Source organism: Cupriavidus sp. UGS-1 (assembly GCF_021213615.1).
In the GTDB taxonomy this organism is placed as follows: domain Bacteria; phylum Pseudomonadota; class Gammaproteobacteria; order Burkholderiales; family Burkholderiaceae; genus Cupriavidus.
Genome location: NZ_JAJQJF010000004.1, coordinates 282,187 through 300,586 on the forward strand (window position 1 = coordinate 282,187; position 18,400 = coordinate 300,586).

Annotated in this window: 16 protein-coding genes; 8 read left to right on the top strand and 8 right to left on the bottom strand. The window is 68.8% G+C overall.

The annotated features are described in order from the left end of the window. Window positions 1-213 precede the first annotated feature (213 nt). The 4 genes from LRR16_RS07895 (at window position 214) to LRR16_RS07910 (ending at window position 4,871) form a co-directional block, all read left to right on the top strand. On the top strand, window positions 214-915 hold the full coding sequence (locus tag LRR16_RS07895) for a 2Fe-2S iron-sulfur cluster-binding protein (protein ID WP_083492588.1): 702 nt from the start codon (window positions 214-216) through the stop codon (window positions 913-915). A 16-nt stretch (window positions 916-931) separates the two neighbouring features. Continuing rightward, window positions 932-1,918 carry a xanthine dehydrogenase family protein subunit M gene (locus LRR16_RS07900; protein ID WP_232205466.1) on the top strand — a complete coding sequence of 329 codons (987 nt, stop codon included), beginning with the start codon at window positions 932-934 and terminating at the stop codon, window positions 1,916-1,918. Beyond that, on the top strand, window positions 1,915-4,143 hold the full coding sequence (locus LRR16_RS07905) for a xanthine dehydrogenase family protein molybdopterin-binding subunit (protein WP_232205467.1): 2,229 nt from the start codon (window positions 1,915-1,917) through the stop codon (window positions 4,141-4,143). The genes LRR16_RS07900 and LRR16_RS07905 overlap by 4 nt, the downstream gene beginning before the upstream one ends. Window positions 4,144-4,319: 176 nt before the next feature. Beyond that, the gene (locus LRR16_RS07910; RefSeq protein ID WP_064574359.1) at window positions 4,320-4,871 is read left to right on the top strand and encodes a BON domain-containing protein; all 552 of its coding nucleotides are present in this window, start codon (window positions 4,320-4,322) and stop codon (window positions 4,869-4,871) included. A gap of 48 nt (window positions 4,872-4,919) precedes the next feature. Here the strand turns inward: LRR16_RS07910 and LRR16_RS07915 are convergent, their stop codons facing one another. Beyond that, entirely contained in the window at window positions 4,920-5,882 is a 963-nt protein-coding gene (locus LRR16_RS07915; protein WP_064574360.1) for a LysR family transcriptional regulator, read from the bottom strand. 122 nt (window positions 5,883-6,004) lie between these two features. Between LRR16_RS07915 and LRR16_RS07920 the strand changes: the two genes are divergently transcribed. The 3 genes from LRR16_RS07920 to LRR16_RS07930 all read left to right on the top strand — a co-directional run bounded on the left by LRR16_RS07920 (window position 6,005) and on the right by LRR16_RS07930 (window position 9,467). Further along, a complete protein-coding gene (locus LRR16_RS07920) occupies window positions 6,005-6,991 on the top strand; it encodes a tripartite tricarboxylate transporter substrate binding protein (RefSeq protein ID WP_232205468.1) in 987 nt (328 codons plus the stop codon). 95 nt (window positions 6,992-7,086) lie between these two features. After that, complete coding sequence (gene ggt / locus LRR16_RS07925; RefSeq protein ID WP_232205469.1) at window positions 7,087-8,715, top strand: gamma-glutamyltransferase; 1,629 nt, start codon at window positions 7,087-7,089, stop codon at window positions 8,713-8,715. Between the two features lie 128 nt (window positions 8,716-8,843). Beyond that, window positions 8,844-9,467, top strand: coding sequence for a bifunctional 2-polyprenyl-6-hydroxyphenol methylase/3-demethylubiquinol 3-O-methyltransferase UbiG (locus LRR16_RS07930; RefSeq protein WP_232205470.1), 624 nt, complete (start codon window positions 8,844-8,846; stop codon window positions 9,465-9,467). A 15-nt stretch (window positions 9,468-9,482) separates the two neighbouring features. Here LRR16_RS07930 and LRR16_RS07935 read toward each other — a convergent pair whose 3' ends face one another. Further along, window positions 9,483-10,658: an MFS transporter gene (locus LRR16_RS07935; RefSeq protein WP_232205471.1), complete on the bottom strand. Its 1,176-nt coding sequence runs from the start codon at window positions 10,656-10,658 to the stop codon at window positions 9,483-9,485. A 45-nt stretch (window positions 10,659-10,703) separates the two neighbouring features. Beyond that, window positions 10,704-11,600 carry a DMT family transporter gene (locus tag LRR16_RS07940; RefSeq protein WP_232205472.1) on the bottom strand — a complete coding sequence of 299 codons (897 nt, stop codon included), beginning with the start codon at window positions 11,598-11,600 and terminating at the stop codon, window positions 10,704-10,706. Window positions 11,601-11,728: 128 nt separating this feature from the next. Between LRR16_RS07940 and LRR16_RS07945 the strand changes: the two genes are divergently transcribed. Continuing rightward, window positions 11,729-13,216: an MATE family efflux transporter gene (locus tag LRR16_RS07945; protein ID WP_232205473.1), complete on the top strand. Its 1,488-nt coding sequence runs from the start codon at window positions 11,729-11,731 to the stop codon at window positions 13,214-13,216. Between the two features lie 69 nt (window positions 13,217-13,285). Here the strand turns inward: LRR16_RS07945 and LRR16_RS07950 are convergent, their stop codons facing one another. From LRR16_RS07950 to LRR16_RS07970, 5 genes are all read right to left on the bottom strand, one after another. Continuing rightward, entirely contained in the window at window positions 13,286-13,636 is a 351-nt protein-coding gene (locus tag LRR16_RS07950) for a cytochrome C oxidase subunit IV family protein (protein WP_052511350.1), read from the bottom strand. Window positions 13,637-13,674: 38 nt separating this feature from the next. Continuing rightward, window positions 13,675-14,400 (bottom strand): heme-copper oxidase subunit III family protein, encoded by a 726-nt coding sequence (locus LRR16_RS07955; RefSeq protein WP_006578692.1) that lies wholly within the window; start codon window positions 14,398-14,400, stop codon window positions 13,675-13,677. Window positions 14,401-14,502: 102 nt separating this feature from the next. Further along, the gene (locus tag LRR16_RS07960) at window positions 14,503-15,156 is read right to left on the bottom strand and encodes a cytochrome c oxidase subunit 3 (protein WP_064574388.1); all 654 of its coding nucleotides are present in this window, start codon (window positions 15,154-15,156) and stop codon (window positions 14,503-14,505) included. Then, window positions 15,153-16,910 carry a cytochrome c oxidase subunit I gene (gene ctaD, locus LRR16_RS07965; protein WP_006578694.1) on the bottom strand — a complete coding sequence of 586 codons (1,758 nt, stop codon included), beginning with the start codon at window positions 16,908-16,910 and terminating at the stop codon, window positions 15,153-15,155. The genes LRR16_RS07960 and ctaD overlap by 4 nt, the downstream gene beginning before the upstream one ends. A 114-nt stretch (window positions 16,911-17,024) precedes the next feature. Further along, window positions 17,025-18,197 (bottom strand): c-type cytochrome, encoded by a 1,173-nt coding sequence (locus tag LRR16_RS07970; RefSeq protein ID WP_006578695.1) that lies wholly within the window; start codon window positions 18,195-18,197, stop codon window positions 17,025-17,027. Between the last annotated feature and the right edge of the window lie 203 nt (window positions 18,198-18,400).

Genomic DNA, 18,400 nt, shown 5'->3' on the forward strand with positions numbered 1-18,400 from the left:
CACGCCGCAGTAGCACCGTCGTCCCCGCACAAGCGGGGACGACGTGCTGGCGGCAATTGACATCGCCGCGTTGCCGGACGCGCAATTCTTACAAGCGTCCCCTCCCCCAGCGTCGACACTGACGCTCGCTACGCCCGCCAGGCGCATCGCGCCGCACGCTTCCCCATTGGGCACCGAATTTGCTCGAAGCCGGGAACCCGGTATTGCCGCCGCATGGCGCGGCAAACCCCGTCGAAGCGGATTCGCCCCATGTCCCTGACGCATTCGGAACCGGCCAGGACCCTGGCCCCATCCTCACCGCCGGCCGCAAACGCTCCCTCGGCCCCCGCCTCGGCACCGCCGCCCCGGACCATCGAACTGCGCGTCAACGGCGTGCTGCATGTGCTGACGGTCGAACCCCGTACCTCGCTGCTCGACGCGCTGCGGGAGCAGTTGGGTCTGACCGGCACCAAGAAGGGATGCGACCGTGGCCAGTGCGGGGCGTGCACGGTGCTGGTCGATGGCCGCCGCATCAATGCCTGCCTGACGCTGGCCGTGATGCAGGTAGACCGCGACATCACCACGATAGAAGGGCTCGCCGATGGCGACCGCCTGCATCCGATGCAGGCCGCCTTCGTCGCGCATGACGCGCTGCAATGCGGCTACTGCACGCCGGGCCAGATCTGCTCGGCGGTGGCGATGCTGGCCGAGGCGCGCGACGGCCGGGCCAGCGCGGTAACGCCGCCGGGGCAATCGGCGCACGGGGCGCACTCGGCGGCGGCGCTGACCGACGACGAGATCCGCGAGCGGATGAGCGGCAACCTGTGCCGCTGCGGGGCCTATCCCAATATCGTTGCAGCGATCCGGTCGGTCGCGGCGCACGACGGCCGCGGCGACACGCAGCGCGCCGGCGATGGGCATATCGATTCCCGCTGAGCCCGGGACCGCCGCCATGCATTCATTCGACTACGACCGCGCCGACAGCCTCGACACGGCGCTGCAGCTGGGCAAGCAGCCCGGCGCGCGCTTCGTCGCGGGCGGCACCAATCTGCTCGATCTGATCAAGGCCGGCGTCGAACGGCCACAGCGACTGGTCGATGTCGGCCGGCTGCCGCTGGCAAGCATCGATGCAACGCCCGATGGCGGCATCCGCATTGGCGCGATGGTCGGCAATGCCGATGCCGCCGATCATCCGCTGGTGCGCGCGCACTATCCGCTGCTGCGGGCCGCCCTGCTGGCCGGCGCCTCGCCGCAGCTGCGCAATATGGCGACGATCGGCGGCAATCTGATGCAGCGCACGCGCTGCCATTACTTCTACGACATCGGCTTCGACGCCTGCAACAAGCGCGACCCCGGCTCGGGCTGCGCCGCGCGCGACGGCGTGCAGCGCCAGCATGCGATCCTCGGCGCCAGCGAGCATTGCATCGCCACGCATCCGTCGGACATGTGCGTGGCCTTGCTGGCGCTGGACGCAACGGTGGTCGTGCGCAGCGCTGACGGCGAGCGCCGCATGCCGCTGCAGGACTTTCACCGGCTGCCCGGCGACACGCCCGAGCGCGATACCAACCTCGAACCCGGCGAGCTGATCGTTGCGGTGGAATTGCCGCCATCGCGCTGGGGCGACCATTGCCACTACCTGAAGGTGCGCGACCGCGCCAGCTATGCATTCGCGCTGGTCTCGGTCGCCGCCGCGCTGCAACTGGATGGCGGCATCGTGCGCGCGGCGCGCATCGTGCTGGGTGGGGTCGCGCACAAGCCGTGGCGCGCGCAGGCGGCCGAGCAAGCGCTGCTCGATCGCCCGCTCGACGAAGCCGCGCTGCGCCGGACCGCCGCGCTGGCCGTGCAAGGCGCGCGGCCCTACCCGGGCAATGCGTTCAAGGTCGAACTGGCCCAGCGCGCGGTAATCCGTGCGCTGTCGACCGCGGGAGACATCCGATGAACTCGCACGACGACCATCTCGACCGTGTCGACCATCTCGACCGTATCGACGGTGTGCTGAAGGTCACCGGCCGCGCGCACTACACCGCCGACCACCGGTTGCCGAACGTACTGCAGGCCATCATCGTCACCAGCACCATCGCCGCCGGCGAGGTGGCATCGATCGACACCGGCACGGCCGAGCGGATGCCCGGCGTGCGCCTGGTGATGACGCCGTTCAACGCGCCGCGGCTGCCTATGAACGGCAAGGCGGCCGCGGGCCAGATGCCTGCCGGCCGCGTGCTGAACCTGCTGCAGGACACCAGCGTGCACTACAACAACCAGCCGATCGCGCTGGTGGTGGCCGATACGCTGGACCAGGCCCGCGAGGCGGCGCGCCATCTGCGCATCGCGTATCGCCGGCAGCCGGCGACGCTGGACTTCGCCAAGGCCAAGGCGCGGGCCTACGAACCGCGCAAGGTCAAGAACGAGTCGGCGGACACCGCGCGCGGCGACCTCGATGCGGCGATGCGCGAGGCCACGACCACGATCGACGCGACCTACACCACGCCGATGCAGCACCACAACGCGATGGAGCCGCACGCCACCATCGCCGCGTGGGACGGCGACACGCTGACGCTGTACGACGCGACGCAGTACGTGGCCGGCGTGCGCAAGGCCGTGGCCAAGACCTTCGGCATCCCGGCCGGCAAGGTCCGCGTGATCTGCCCCTTCGTCGGCGGCGGCTTCGGCGGCAAGGGCTCGGTCTGGTCGCATGTGGTGCTGGCCGCGATGGCGGCGCGCGCGGTGGGCCGTCCCGTCAAGCTGGCGGTCGAGCGCCCGCAGCTGTTTGGCCTCGCCGGCGAGCGGCCGCCGACCGAACAGCGCGTACTGGCCGCCGCGCGCGAGGACGGCACACTGACCGGCCTGCGCCACGACGTGGTGACGGCGACCTCGTATCTGGAAGACTGGGTCGAGCCCGCCGCGATGATGACGCGGCTGCTCTATGGCTGCCCGACCGTCCATACCAGCCATCGCCTCGTCAAGCTGCATATCGGCACGCCGACCTTCATGCGCGCGCCCGGCGATGCCAGCGGCAGCTTCGCGCTCGAATCGGCGCTGGACGAGCTGGCCCATGCGCTGAAGGTGGATCCGGTCGAGCTGCGGCTGCGCAATGATACCGAGACCGACCTGAGCCAGAACCTGCCATTCTCCAGCCGGCGGATGAGCGAGTGCTTTCGTCTCGGCGCGGAAGAATTTGGCTGGTGGCAACGCGACCCGACCCCGCGCAGCATGCGCGCCGACGGCAAGCTGGCCGGCATGGGCGTGGCCACCGCGACCTATCCGGCGATGCGGCAGGCGGCCACCGCCACCGCCATCATCGAGCCGGACGGCAGCGCCTGCATCCGCTGCGCGACGCACGACCTGGGCACCGGCACCTATACCGTGATGACGCAGGTCGCGGCCGAAGCGCTGGGAATGCCGCCTGCGCAGATCCGCTTCGAGCTTGGCGACACCGCCTTCCCCGACGCGCCGATCGCCGGCGGCTCGCAGACGGTGGCCAGCGTGGCGCCGGCCGTGCAGGCGGCAGCCAGCGCGGCACGGCAGGTGCTGATCGACCGCGCCGTGGCCGACCGTGCCTCGCCGCTGTTCGGCGCGCCGCCCGAGGATGTCACGGTAGCCGACGGCTGGCTGGCCCGGGCATCCGATCCCGCCTGCCGCGAATCCATCGCGGCGACGATGGCGCGCAATGGCGGTCAACGGATCGAGGCCACGCGCACGGCCGAGCCGGGCGACGAGACGCAGCGCCATTCGATGCATTCGTTCGGCGCGATCTTCGCGGAGGTCCATGTCGACCCCGATCTCGGGGAAGTGCGCGTGCACCGGATGCTCGGCACCTTCGGCGTCGGCCGCTTGCTGAACCGCAAGACCGGCCACAGCCAGCTGATGGGCGGCATGGTGTGGGGCATCGGCCTGGCGCTGCACGAGGCCTCGTTGCTCGATCCGCGCAGCGGACGCATCGCCAACGGCAATCTGGCGGAGTACCACGTGCCGGTGAACGCCGATGTCGGCAAGATCGGCGTCATGGTCGTCGACGAGTTCGACCCGCATATCAATCCGCTCGGCGCCAAGGGCATCGGCGAAATCGGGATCGTCGGCGCCGGCGCGGCGATCGCCAATGCGGTGTTCCATGCGACCGGCAAGCGGATACGGCACCTGCCGATCACGCCCGACAAGCTGCTGTAAGCGGCAGGCCTTCCACCGTGCTTATTTACAAGCCATCCCGGCAAAGATTGCACCCTCGCGGCCCGCGGCGCGTGACGCGGCCGCGGCGGCCGCGCGTGGCGGCAACAGGCGGCAACAGGCGGCGGTACGGTTTTTGCGGCCTTTGCCCGGTACGTCCATGATCGATGGAGACCGAAATGAACGGCAACCGAGACAACGGCAATACCCGTCGGATGGCGCCCAGGGAAACCGGCGAGGACCGCCGGGGACGCGGCACCGTGACCGGCGGCATGGAGTGGTTCCCCGAGGATCCGCGCACCGGCGAGGTCGCGGAAACCTGGCGCCATCGCGGCTATGGCGGCTCGCGCGGCATGCGTGACGCCTACCACTATCGGCGCGGCGACACCGGCGCGATGGGCTCCGGCGGCGGCAGCGTCGGCTTCAACGAATTCGGCGAGCGTGGCACGAGCAGCGGCGCGGGCATGGGCGGCAGTACGGGCACGCGGCGCCCGCGCACCTTGCCCAAGGGCTATCGGCGCACCGACGAGCGCATCTGTGACGAGGTCTGCGAACGGCTTGCCGAAGCGCGCGAACTGGACGTGTCCGAGGTCACCGTGGAGGTCGGCTCGGGCATCGTCACGCTGAGCGGCACCGTATCGGACCGGCGCGCCAAGTACCGCGTCGAGGATATCGCCGAGGAAGTGATGGGCGTCGACGAGGTCAGGAACAATATCCGCGTGCCGCGCTGACGGCACGACCTGCGCCAGCGCTCGGCGAGGCAGCAGGGACGGCGTGCGTCAGCGCGCGGCCGTCCCCGCTTCGGCGGCGCGGATCCTGTCCGCCTGTTCGCGCAGCGCCTGCATGAAGGCGTGCAGCACCTCGTCGTCGCCGCCCTTGCGCCATACCGCCCCGACCGGGCCGAACGATTCCCGGTCCCCGAGCGGCAGGATATGCAGCAGCCCCAGCGAGGCCAGATGCTCGGCCATCGCCGCGGAGCAGACGCCGACATAGTCCGTCTCGCGCAGCACCGCCTGCATGGTGACGATCGAGCCGGTCTCGACCGCCGGCCGCAGGCCGGCGGCGCCGTGCTCGAGCAGCACGGTATCGAGCCGCGTGCGCATCAGCGTCTCGCGCTGCGGCATCGCCCAAGGATACGAAAACAGCTGGTCCCAGCGCAGGCGTCTGGCGTGCGCCAGCGGATGGTGCGGACCGACCACCACCGCCATCGCGTCCTCGAACAGCACCTCGTGCGCCAGATGCGGACCGTAGGCGCGCGCATCGATCGAGCCGACCACCAGATCGAACTCGCGCTTTTCCAGGCGATCGAGCAGCGTGTTGAACGCGCCCTCGGTGACCTGGATCGACACATTGGGCTGCGTCCGCTGAAACGCGACGATGGCCCACGGAATCAGGTGCGCGACGCCGGCCAGCACGCTGCCCACATGCAGGCGCGCGACAGCGCCCTTGGCGATCGCGCCCAGTTCGTCGTGGGCGCGCGATACCTCGCCGAGCACGCGCACGGCGAGACGGCGCACGGCCTCGCCGGCCGGCGTCAGTTGCAGGCGGCGGCCGCGGATCGCCAGCCTGACGCCGGCCAGATCCTCCATTTCGCTGAGCCAGTGCGACACCGCGGACTGCGTCATATGCAGCCGCGTCGCGGCGGCCGACAGCGTGCCCGCCTCGTGAAGAATCAGGAAGGACTCGAGGTGCCGCACCCGCAGTCGGCGCGCCCAGGCGATGCTGTGATCGGATGGATCCATGAGCGAATACTAATAGATGGTTCGAAACAATTCACTAGGTGTGTTTGCCGATCGGCCCAATAATTTCCCGGCATCCAGGCGCCAGACCTGGACTTCGACGGACCTGGACACTGCCACCATCTATGAGAAAAACTGCCTTCTTCCACTTCGCTGTTCCCCTGGCGCTCGCCTTCGGCGTAGCCGCACCGAGCTACGGTTGCGGTGAGCCTGGCGCGTCGTCGCGCCCGATCCGGCTGGTCGTTTCGCAGCAGGCCGGTGGCAGCACGGATACCCTGGCCCGCATGTGGGCCGAGCGCGTCGGCAAGACGCTGCAGACGCCGATCGTGGTCGAGAACCGCGCCGGCGCGGGCGGCATCATCGCCGCCAAGTACGTGCTGAGCCAGCCAGCCGACGGCTGCACGCTGTTCCTGGCGGGCGTCTCGCAGATGGTGCTGAACAAGTTCGTCTATGCGCCGCTGGCCTACAAGCCGGAATCCGATTTCGCGCCGGTGTCGATGCTGGCCACCGTGCCGTTCGTGCTGGTCGCCAATCCGCAATCGGGCCTGCGCAACTATCGCGAGCTGGTCGATGCCGCCAAGGCCAAGCCCGGCAGCATCAGCTTCGCCTCGTCGGGCAACGGCAACTCGACCCATCTGGTGGTCGAGCTGATGCAGAAGCAGCAGGGCATCAAGCTGCTGCACGTGCCGTATCGCGGCGAGCCGGATGGCGTGGTGTCGACTGTGTCCGGCGCGACGCAGGTGATGGCGCCGGTGCTGAGCACCGCGCTGCCGCAGATCAAGGCCGGCAAGCTGACGCCGCTGATGCTGTTCGCGTCCAAACGCGTGCCCGAGCTGCCGGATGTGCCGACCGCCGCCGAGCTGGGCCTGAAGGGCTTCGAGAACATCGGCTGGAGCGGCATCGCGGCGAAGGCTGGCACGCCGGCCAACGTCATCGCGCGGCTGCACGCCGCGACGCAGACCTTCCTGGCCGAGCCGGCCGTGGTCGACAGGCTCAAGTCGATGCAGGTGCTGCCGATGCCGGGCCCGTCGGACCAGCTGATGGAACTGACCGTGCGCGACACCGCCAAGTGGCAGGGCGCGATCGGCGACCTGGACCTGAGCGCGAAGTAAGCCTCGCCCCTCCCGTCATCCACGCAATCCCGCGCCGGGATGCGCCATCGGCATCGCCGCCGGCGCATCCCGGCGCAAACCTATCGAGACAAGCAATGACCCGTAGTGGAATGGTGTCCTGCCCGCAGCCGGAGGCGGCGGAGTCCGGCATCGAGATCCTGCGCGCCGGCGGCAATGCGGCCGATGCCGCGGTCGCCTGCGCCCTGGCGCAAACCGTCGTCGACCCGCTGATGTGCGGCATCGCGGGTTTCGGCACCGCTGCCGTCTATATGCCCGGCAGCGGCGCGCACGAGTACATCGACTTTCATGCGACCGCGCCGGCGGCGGCGCGCCCCGACATGTGGGCCGATCTGCTGGAAGGCGAAGCGCGCGACGGCTTCGGCTTTTTCATCAAGGACCGGCTGAACGACATCGGCTATCAGTCGATCGCGACGCCGGGCACGCTGCGCGGCCTCGAGGCGCTGCATCGCAGCCACGGCAGGCTGCCGTGGAAAGAGGTGGTGCAGCCGGCGATCCAGTGGGCGCGCGACGGCTACTTCGTCCGCCCCGGCATGTACGCGTTCTGGATCGACGAGGCGACGCTGGGCCGCGCCAGCAACCGCGAGCGCCTGGCCTTCAGCGAAAGCGGCCGCCAACTGTATTGCCGGCCCGACGGATCGCCGCATACCATCGGCACCCCGCTGAAGAATCGCGACTACGCCGATACGCTGGAGCGGATCGCGTCCGGCGGCGTCGATGCGTTCTATCTGGGCGAGATCGCGGAGCAGATCGTCGCCGACATGCGCGAACACGGCGCGCTGCTGTCCCGCGAGGACCTGGCCGGCTACCGGGCCGTACGTACCGCGCCGCTGGTCGGCGGCTACCGCGGCCGCCGCGTCACCACCAATCGGCCGCCCGGCGGCGGCGCGATGCTGCTGCAGATGCTGGCCATCCTCGAGCAGTTCGATCTGCGCGCGCTGCGGCACAACAGCCCCGACTACATCCGCGTGGTCTGCGAGGCGATGAAGCAGGCGACCATCGACAAGGACCGCTTCATCGGCGATCCCGCCTTTGTCGACGTGCCGCTGGACCGGCTGCTGTCGCCCGACTACGCCCGCGAGGTCGCCCAGCGCATCCGCGATGGCCAGCGCGCCGAAGTGCCGCGCGTCAATCCGGGCCATGCGGTGCCGCGCGACACCACGCATCTGTCGGTCGTCGACGGCGAGGGCAATTGCGTGTCTCTGACACACTCGCTGGCGATGCCGTCGGGGGTGATCACGCCGGGCCTGGGCTTCATGTACAACGGCTGCATGGGTGTATTCGACCCGCGCCCGGGACGCGCGGGCAGCATCGCGCCCGGCAAGCGCCGCTTCACCTCGTCGTGCCCAACCATCGTCTTCAAGGACGACAAGCCCGAGATCGTGCTGGGCGCGCCGGGCGGCACGCAGATCGCGATGGGCGTGCTGCAGAGCATCGTCAATGTGGTCGACTTCGACATGCCGATGCAGGCCGCCGTGTCCGCGCCGCGCTTCTCCTCGACCAGCAATGCGATCGACGTCTGCAACCGCATCCCGCGCTACGTCACCCGCGAACTGGAGCAGGACGGCTACCAAGTGATCCGCAACCCGTACAACTACACGATCGGCTGGGTGCATGCGGTGCGGATCGTCGACGGGCGGCTGGAAGGCGGCGCCGATCCGGGCCGCGACGGCGTCGCGCTGGAGATCGGGGTGCCGGCAGCATGACGCTCCGATCCGCGTGATCGCTGGGCCCGCCCGGTCCGCCTCGATGCCTGGCCCTCCCTCGTTCTGGTTTGGTATCGTTCGCCGTGTCGCCGCGGCGAACGCGGCGCCTTCGACAACAAGGAGACGAGATGGCCAATGCCGTGCCGGGAAGCGCCGGCTACGAAGAGGAGGCCGGCGAGCTGGCGCAGCGGTACGAGCGCCTGCAATTCGAACAGGTCCATCACGACGTGCTGCATCTGCTGCCGGCAGTGCCAGCCAACGTCGTCGATATCGGCGCGGGATCGGGGCGCGATGCCGCCGCGCTGGCACGGCGGGGCTATCGCGTGGTCGCGGTCGAGCCCACCGACGCGCTGCGCAAGGAGGGCGAGCGCCTGCACGCCGGGCTGCCGATCCGCTGGGTCGACGACTCGCTGCCGGCGCTGCGGATCCTGCGCGCCGAGGGCGGCCGCCATGACCTGATTTTGCTCAGCGCGGTATGGATGCATCTGGATGAAGCCGAGCGCGCCGAAGGCATGGCCGCGTTGGCGGCGCTCCTTGCGCCAGGCGGCATCGCCATCCTGTCGTTGCGGCACGGGCCGGTGCCGGCGGGGCGCCGCATGTTCGAGGTGTCCGCCGAAGAAACCATTGCGCTGGGACGTGAGCATGGACTGGTCCAATGCCACTGCGCCCGGCGCGACGACGCGCAAGGGCGCGCCGACGTGCACTGGAGCGTGGTCGCGCTGCAGCGCCCGCGCGTCGCCCCGCCCCGCTGACGCCGACCTCGTCCTCTAGCCGGCGGTCTGGCGAACCGATGCCTGCTTCACCGGATAGCGCGCCACCAGCGCATAGCTGGCCCAGCTGAGCACCGTCATGGTCAACGCGACGGCGCCAAGCTGGCCGGTCGGCAGGAACGGCGCCGTTGCCTGCGTCGCGACGGCACCGGCTGCCAGCAGCGCCAGCACCATCACGGCGGAGGCACGGCCGAGCTGCGCCTGCGGGACGGCCAGCGCCTCGCTGAATGCGGTCGGGCCACGCACCCCGAGCACGGCGCAGAAGGCGGCCCAGAAGCCCAGCACCAACGGGAACGACAGGCTTGCGCTCCACCATGCGATACACAGCGCGGTGCAAAGCAGCCCGTGCAGCAGCGCGCCCAGCTGGATCGCATGGCGCGGGCCCAACCGGCTGCTGATCCGGCCGGCCTGGCTGGCCGCGACGATGAACCCCGCCACGCCGCAGACCTGCGCCAGCGCAAAGCCGCTCTGGCTGGTGCCGGCGATCGCGGGAAGGACTTGCGGCGCGCTGGCGACGAAGGCGATCAACGCGCCGAACGACAGCGAATGGGCCAGCGCCAGTCCGACGAAATGCCAATTGCGCAGCAGCGCGCGATAGCCGACTCGTCCCGCCTTCTCCTCCGTTCCCGGCAGCGCCAGGGGCGTAGCCCGCAGTGCGAACGGAGCGGTCACCAGCGCGATGACGCCGATGATGGCGAAGGTCGTGCGCCAATCCGCGATCAGCAGCAGCGCCGTGCCGAGGACCGGCCCGGCAGCGGGCACGATCGCCTCGATCATCGCGATCGCGGCGATGCCGCGCACGCCGTCCTGTTCAGGCAGCGTCGCGCGAACGACGGTCGGCACGACCACCGTCGCGGCCCCCGCGGCGATGCCCTGGACCAGGCGCAAGCCGAGCAGCATCGTCAGATCGGGCGCCAGCGCACAACCGAAGCTGGTCAGGATCAGGACCAGCAGTCCCGTTTGCACGCAGCGCCGTGGGCCGATCCGGTGCAGCATCTCGCCCCAGACCAATTGCGAGGCGGCCAGGCCCAGCAGGAAGATCGCGATGGTCAACTGCCCTTGCGCCACCGTGATGCCGAGGTCGCGCTGCATCGCCGGCACGGCGGGCAGGTACAGGTCCATCGTCAGCATGCTGGCCGCCGTGATGGTGGCCAGCGGAAGGACGGTACGCATCGATGGCTTCGACAAAGGGGACTCCTTGCAGTGGGCGCGGACGCGTCAGCTCCGTCGCCGCATCACCAGATACAACCCGGCGGCGGCGATCGCCATGCCGGGCCATGCCGCCAGCGGGATGGTCTCGCCCAGCACCGCCCAGGCGATCAGCGCGGTGGTGGGCGGCACCAGGAAGAACAGCGCCGAGACGCGCGAAGCCTCGCCGTGGCGGACCATCGCCAGCAGCAGCGTCATCGCGACGATCGAGTTGGCGACGACCAGATAGGTCAGCGATCCGAACAGCGCCGGCGTCCATTGCACCCGCATCGGTTCGAGCCACCACGCCAGCGGCGCGGTCACCGCCAGCCCGACGCCGTATTGCACCAGATTGGCCGTCAGCGGATGGGTGTCCCGGCCGAAGCGCTTCTCCCACAGCGTGCCGGCGGTCATCACCAGCAAGGCCAGCACGGCGAACAGCAGCGCCAGCCGCGACGACAGGTCGATCGACGAGGTCGCCAGAATCACCATCGCGGCGCCGCTCGCGCCCAGCAGCAGGCCGATCCACCGCACACGCCCGACCCGTTCGCCGGCAATCGCCGGGGCAAGCAGCCCGACGAGAATGGGCTGCTGCGAGGTGATCAGCGCCACCGCGCCCGAAGACAAGCCGTACTTCAGGCTCAGATAGGTGAACGAGAAATAGCCGGCCTGCAGCAGCAGGCCGACCATCGCCAGATGGCCCCATGCCGCCCACGTGGCCGGCAGGGCGGGCCGCACCCACAGCCACGGCAGCACCAGCAGCGCGACCACGCAGGCGTAGCGCAAGGCGAGGAAGGTCAGCGGATCGGCGTAGGCCAGGCCGAGCTTGAGGAAGACGAAGCCGCTCGACCACAGCAGCAGGAACAGCGCAGGCGCGGCCTTCAGCCATGCGGGGACGGCGCTTGCGGAGCGGGTCGGCGGGATCATGGAGGGACGGGATGTCGGTCGAGGGCGGGCCGGTGTCGGTCTGCCGCCGACTACCGTTTCGGTCCAGCGGGAATACTATACGAACTCGCTCCCCGGCTCCCGCCCCTGCGGCTCACCGACCAATAACAATGAAGCCCGACGCCAGACTCGTGACCGGCCCGATCGGCCGCACCCTGCTGCTGTTCTCGCTGCCGGTGCTCGGCAGCAACATCCTGCAATCGCTGAACGCCTCGATCAATTCGATCTGGGTCGGCCACTATCTCGGCGAGGCGGCGCTGACGGCGACGTCGAACGCCAACATCGTGCTGTTCTTCCTGCTCGGCGTGGTGTTCGGCATCAGCATGGCCAACACCATCATGATCGGCCAGGCGGTCGGCGCGCGCGACCTCGACGAGGCCCGGCGCGTGGTGGGCACCAGCACGACGTTCTTCGTGTTGCTGTCGGTCATCGCCGCGGCGCTGGGCTATCTGTTCACGCCGGGCATCCTCGGCGCGATGGGCACGCCTGCGGACGCGCGGCCGCTGGCGATCCGCTATCTGCGGATCATCTTCCTGGCGCTGCCCTTCATGTACTTCTACAACTTCGTGATGATGACGCTGCGTGGGGCCGGCGACTCGCGCACGCCGTTCTATTTCATGCTGTTGTCGGTGGTGCTCGACGTCGCGCTGAACCCGCTGCTGATCTTCGGCCCGGGCCCGATCCCGCGCATGGACATCGCCGGCTCCGCGCTGGCGACGCTGATCGCGCAGCTGGTCAGCCTGGCGGCAATGATGTGGCTGCTCTATCGCCGCAAGCATTTCCTGACGCTGCATCGGGGCCAGTTGCGCTATCTACGCCCCGACCTCGGCATCCTGCGCGCGCTGGTGGCCAAGGGACTGCCGATGGGCCTGCAGATGGTCGTGATCTCGTCGTCCGCGCTCGTGATGATGGCGCTGGTCAACCAGTACGGCTCGCAGACCGCGGCCGCGTATGGCGTCGCCTCGCAGCTATGGACCTACGTGCAGATGCCCGCGCTGGCCGTGGGCGCCAGCGTCTCGTCGATGGTCGCGCAGAACGTCGGCGCCGGCCGCTGGGACCGCGTCTCCCGCATCACCGGCATGGGACTGGCGTTCAATCTGACGATGACGGGAGCGTTGGTGGGATTGGTCTATCTGTTCAACCGGCATTCGCTGGGCCTGTTCCTGCCGGACGACGGCGGCGCGATCGAGATTGCCCAGCACATCAATGCGATCGTGCTGTGGTCGTTCATCCTGTTCGGCTTCACCATCGTGCTGTTCGGCACGGTCCGCGCTACCGGCGCGGTGATGGCGCCGCTGGCGGTGCTGTTCGTGTCGATGTGGGTGGTGCGCCTGCCGTTCGCCTGGTGGCTCGGCCGCACGATGGGCGCTGACGCGGTGTGGTGGAGCTTTCCGCTTGGCTCGGTGGTGTCGATCGCGCTGGCGGCCGCGTACTACCGCTTCGGCAACTGGCGCGCCAGCCAGATACTGCCAGCCGCGCCACCCGCCTGTGAAGTGGTCGGCCAGGCGCCGGATACCAGCATGGGGACGCCGGCGGAGGATGCGTTGAAGCCGGCGGGGGATGCGTTGAAGCCGGCGGGCGAGACGGAAACCGTGTAAGCGCGCCGGCGGCAACCCAGGCACGCCGGGCCGCTATCGGCAGGGCTATCGGCAGGGCTATCGGAAGGGCTATCGGAAGAACTCGCCCCGCATCACGAACGTGTAGTCGGCCTCGACCGCCATCAGCCACACCAGCACCAGCAGGCACAGCGGCGGCAGCAGGATCGCGTAGACCAGCGCCAGGCGCTCCCACGCCATGTGCATGAACACGGCGACGATCAGGCCGGCCTTGGCGACCATGAAGATCAGGATCAGCGTCCAGCGCAGCGCGCCCTGCACGTGGAAGTAGTCGACCGCGTACGACATCGCGGACAGCACGAACAGCAGTCCCCAGATCTTCAGGTAGAGGCCGATCGGATGGGCCTGGCCGGTGGCGCCGTGCCCCTGGTCGGCCGCGGGCGCGCCGCCGTGCGGCGGCATCGGGGAATCGTGCAGCATGGGCTCGGACATGGCGGACCTCACCACAGGTAGAAGAAAGCGAAGATGAAGACCCAGACCAGGTCGACGAAGTGCCAGTACAGGCCGGCGATTTCGACGATCTGGTAGTTGCCGGTGCGCTCGTAGCGCCCGCGCAGCACGCGCGTGGCGACGACCAGCAGGTAGATGACGCCGCACGACACGTGCAGGCCGTGGAAGCCGGTGATCATGAAGAACGACGAACCGAACTGCGCCGCGCCCATCGGGTTGCCCCACGGACGCACGCCCTCCTCGATCAGCTTGGTCCATTCGAACGCCTGCATGCCGACGAAGGTGGCGCCCAGCGCGGCGGTGCCGAACATCAGCATCGCGCAGCGTGCCCGGTCGCGCCGGTAGGCGAAGTTGACGGCCATCGCCATGGTGCCGCTGCTGGTGATCAGCACGAAGGTCATGATCGCGATCAGGATCAGCGGAATCGATTCGCCGCCGATCGTCAGCGCGAAGACCTCGCTGGGATTGGGCCACGGCACCGTGGTCGTCATCCGCACCGTCATGTAGCTGATCAGGAAGCAACTGAAGACGAAGGTGTCGGACAACAGGAAGATCCACATCATGGCCTTGCCCCACGACACCTGGAAGGCGTGCCGGTCCGAACCCCAGTCGGCCAGCATGCCGCGCCAGCCGCCGTGCGCGGAGGCCGCGGTATGCGAGGCGGTGTGCGCCACGGAATCGGTGACGCGATCGCCGGGATGCAGTTGGGTCGCCATATCGCCTCCTTCGCTTGCCTGGCCGCTTGTTGCGCTTACTTGCTGCGCTTACTTGTTGCGCGTACTTGCTGCGCGTACTTGTTACGCGGGCTTGTTACGCAATCAGGCGGTGCCGCAGATGTAGCGCACGATTTCCGGGGTCAGCCAGCCGAGCGCGGCCAGCAGCACCAGCCATACCGCCAGCATGAAGTGCCAGTAGCGCGCCAGCAGCCGCACGCGCAGCGCCGCCCCGGCTCGCGCACCCGCGCGAATGCCCTGCCAGGCGGCAATCCACGCCACCAGGCCGCCGACCATATGCAGGCCATGCATCCCGGTCAGCATGTAGAAGAAGCTGCCGGCCGGATTGTTGGCCGGCAGGATCTCGGCGGCGCCCAGCGCCTGCCATGCCCACAACTGGCTGGCGACGAAGCCGAGCGCGCCGATGCCGCCCAGCATCAGTGCGCGCCGCGCGTTCGGCTGCTCGCCGGCCCGCGCCGCACGGGCGGCCCGCCACATCGCCACGCTGCCGAAGACCAGCAGCGCCGTCGACAGCCACACCTGCCACGGTAACGCGATCCGATGCCAGTCCGCCGAGTCCATGCGCAGGCCGAACGCGACGACGAACAGCGAGAACAGCGAGGTGATCACGCCCATGAAGACCCACAGCGCGACACTGGCGGGCGTCGCGCCGGACGCGTGCTGACGCATTGCGTCGCCGCCGCGCGGGGCCGGGCCGTCGTCGCCGCGCGAGACTCGGTACAGTGCTCCGGCATTCATGCGACGGCTCCCTGGCTGGCGTGCGGTTCGGGTTCGGCGCCGCCGGCCTCCGGCGGCGCGTTCTGCGCGATGAAGTCCTCGCGCGCGCCGGGCACGCTGTAGGCATAGGCCCAGCGATACACCACGGGCAGATGCGGTCCCCAGTTGCCGTGTTCCGGCGGCGTCTGCGGCGTCTGCCATTCGAGCGAGGCAGCGCGCCACGGATTGGCGCCGGCCGGCTCGCCGCGGCGCGCGCTCCAGATCAGGTTCCAGACAAACAGCAACTGCGCCGCGGCCACCACAAAAGCCGCCACCGAGATATAGGCGTTCAGTACATGCGCCGACTCGGGGATGAACGCGTAGTTCTCGAAGGCGTAATAGCGGCGGGGCATGCCGAGGATGCCAAGGTAATGCATCGGGAAGAAGATCGCGTAGGTACCGACGAAGGTGACCCAGAAGTGCACGCGGCCCAGCGTGTCGTTCAGCATTCGCCCGGTCACCTTCGGGTACCAGTGATAGAGGCCGCCGAACACGACGAGGATCGGCGACACGCCCATCACCATGTGGAAGTGCGCGACGACGAAATAGGTATTCGACAGCGGGATATCGACGCTGACGTTGCCGAGGAACAGTCCGGTCAGCCCGCCGATCAGGAAGGTGCTGATGAAGCCGATCGCGAACAGCATGGGCACCGAGAAGTGGATGTCGCCGCGCCACAACGTCAGCACCCAGTTGTAGACCTTGATCGCGGTCGGAATCGCGATGATCAGCGTGGTGGTCGCGAAGAAGAAGCCGAAATACGGGTTCATGCCGCTGACGAACATATGGTGGGCCCACACCACCACCGACAGCACGCCGATCGCCAGGATCGCCCACACCATCGTGCGATAGCCGAAGATGCTCTTGCGCGCATGCACGCTGATCAGGTCCGACACGATGCCGAACGCCGGCAGCGCGACGATATAGACCTCGGGATGGCCGAAGAACCAGAACAGGTGCTGGAACAGCAGCGGACTGCCGCCCTTGTAGTCCAGCTGCTGGCCCATCGACACCATCGACGGCATGAAGAAGCTGGTGCCGATGGTCTTGTCGAGCAGCATCATCACGCCGGAGACGAACAGCGCGGGGAACGCCAGCAGCGCGAGGATCGTGGCCATGAAGATGCCCCAGACGGCCAGCGGCATCCGCATCAGCGTCATGCCCTCGGTGCGCGCCTGCAGCACCGTGGTCACGTAGTTCAGACCGCCCATCGTGGCGGCGACGATGAAGATCAGCAGCGACACCAGCATCAGGATGATGCCCCAGTCGTAGCCGGGCGTGCCGGGCAGGATCGCCTGGGGCGGATACAGCGTCCAGCCCGCGCCGGTCGGCCCGCCCGGCACGAAGAAGCTGGCCAGCAGCACGATCACCGACAGCAGGTAGACCCAGAAGCTCAGCATGTTCAGGAACGGGAACACCATGTCGCGCGCGCCGACCATCAGCGGGATCAGGTAGTTGCCGAAGCCGCCGAGAAACAGCGCGGTCAGCAGATAGATCACCATGATCATGCCGTGCATGGTCACGTACTGGTAGTACGCGTTCGCGTCGATGAAATCGAAGCGGCCGGGAAAGCCCAGCTGCATCCGCATCAGGTTCGACAGCACGACGCCGACCAGCCCCACGACGATGGCGACGATCGTGTACTGCACCGCAATCACCTTGTGGTCCTGGCTCCAGACATAACGCGTCCAGAAGCTGGTGGGCCCGTGGTGGACGGCATCGTCGGCGTAGGCCATGGTGATCTCTCCTGCGGTCGGTGACCTGTCGTGGCGGGCCGCGTCCGGCTGCGGACGCGGCGCTGCCCCTTGTACTCGTTGCGCTGCGGTTGCGTGCGGTTGCGCCGTCCTTGCCTATTTGCCCGCCGCCTCGCGCGGCGCGCCCGCGGTGGACCGGATATAGGCGATCAGCGCGTTGACCTCGTCCTCGGTGAGCGGCATCTTCGGCATGATCGGCGCGAAGCCCTTGACCACGCGCTGCTGCGGCTCGCGAATCTCGGTACGCAGATAGTCGTCGTCGACCTTGGCGCTGCTGCCGTCGGTGAAGGTCGTCGTATGCCCGTACAGGCCTTTCCAGGTCGGCCCGACGCTCGGCGAGCCATCGGTGCTGTGGCACGCGACGCAGCCCTTGCTCTGCGCCAGCGTCCTGCCCTGTTCGGCGAGATCGGCGGCAGCGGGCCCGGGCCCACGTGTGCCGATCGGCTGCGCCGGCACCGTCGCCGCGGCGGCCGGCTGGCCGGCGCGCATCGCGACGAAGGTCTGCTGCTTCTGCAGCCAGGCGGTGAAGGCCGCGGGCTCGTCGACGACCACCTTGCCGCGCATGTTGTGATGGCCGACGCCGCACAGCTGCGCGCACAGCACGTCGAAGGTGCCGGCGCGCGTCGGGGTGAACCAGAACGAGGTCACCATGCCGGGCACCATGTTCATGCGGGCGCGGAACTCCGGCACATAGAAATCGTGCAGCACGTCCTTGGAGCGCGCCAGGATCTTGACGGGCCGCCCCAGCGGCAGATGCAGTTCGGGGCCGGCGACGATGATGTCGTCCTGCCCGTTCGGATCGTCGGGGTTCAGCCCCAGCGGATTGCCCGGTCCGACAAAGCGCGGATCGGTGGTGCCGAACTGCCCGCCCGCGCCCGGGAAGCGAAAGCCCCACGACCATTGCTGCCCGACCACCTCGACCAGCATCGCATCGCGCGGCGGGCGCACATAGTCCGCATAGACGAACAGGCCCGGCGCCAGCAGCGCCATGATGCCCAGCGTGGTGCCGCCGATCAGCCAGAGTTCGAGCTTGTGATTGACCGGCTGGTAGGCGGCACGGCTGCCGTCGCGATGGCGATAACGCCAGACCATGTAGCCGACGAACAGGTTGATGCCGATGAAGAAGGCGCCGGTGATGACGATCGTGATGGTCAGCGTGTCGTCCATCTGCTTCCAGTTGGACGCGAGCGGCGTCGCCCACCACGGGCTCAGGAAGTGGAAGAGCACCGAAGCGACAACCATGACCACGAGTGCGATGGCGAGCGCCATATCGACCCCTCCTTCTGTGCCGCCGGCACGAGGGCTGCCCAAGTCACGCAGGTAGGATAAGACTAGTGCATCCGATCAGCCCGATTCAAGGCGAGGCGGCGCGCGGGCCGTGCCGCATCGCACAAGCCATGCGCCCTCGATGCATGGGCGACGCACCGGCGCCGGCGTGCCCATGAAAAACGGCGGCCGGGGGCGAACCGCCG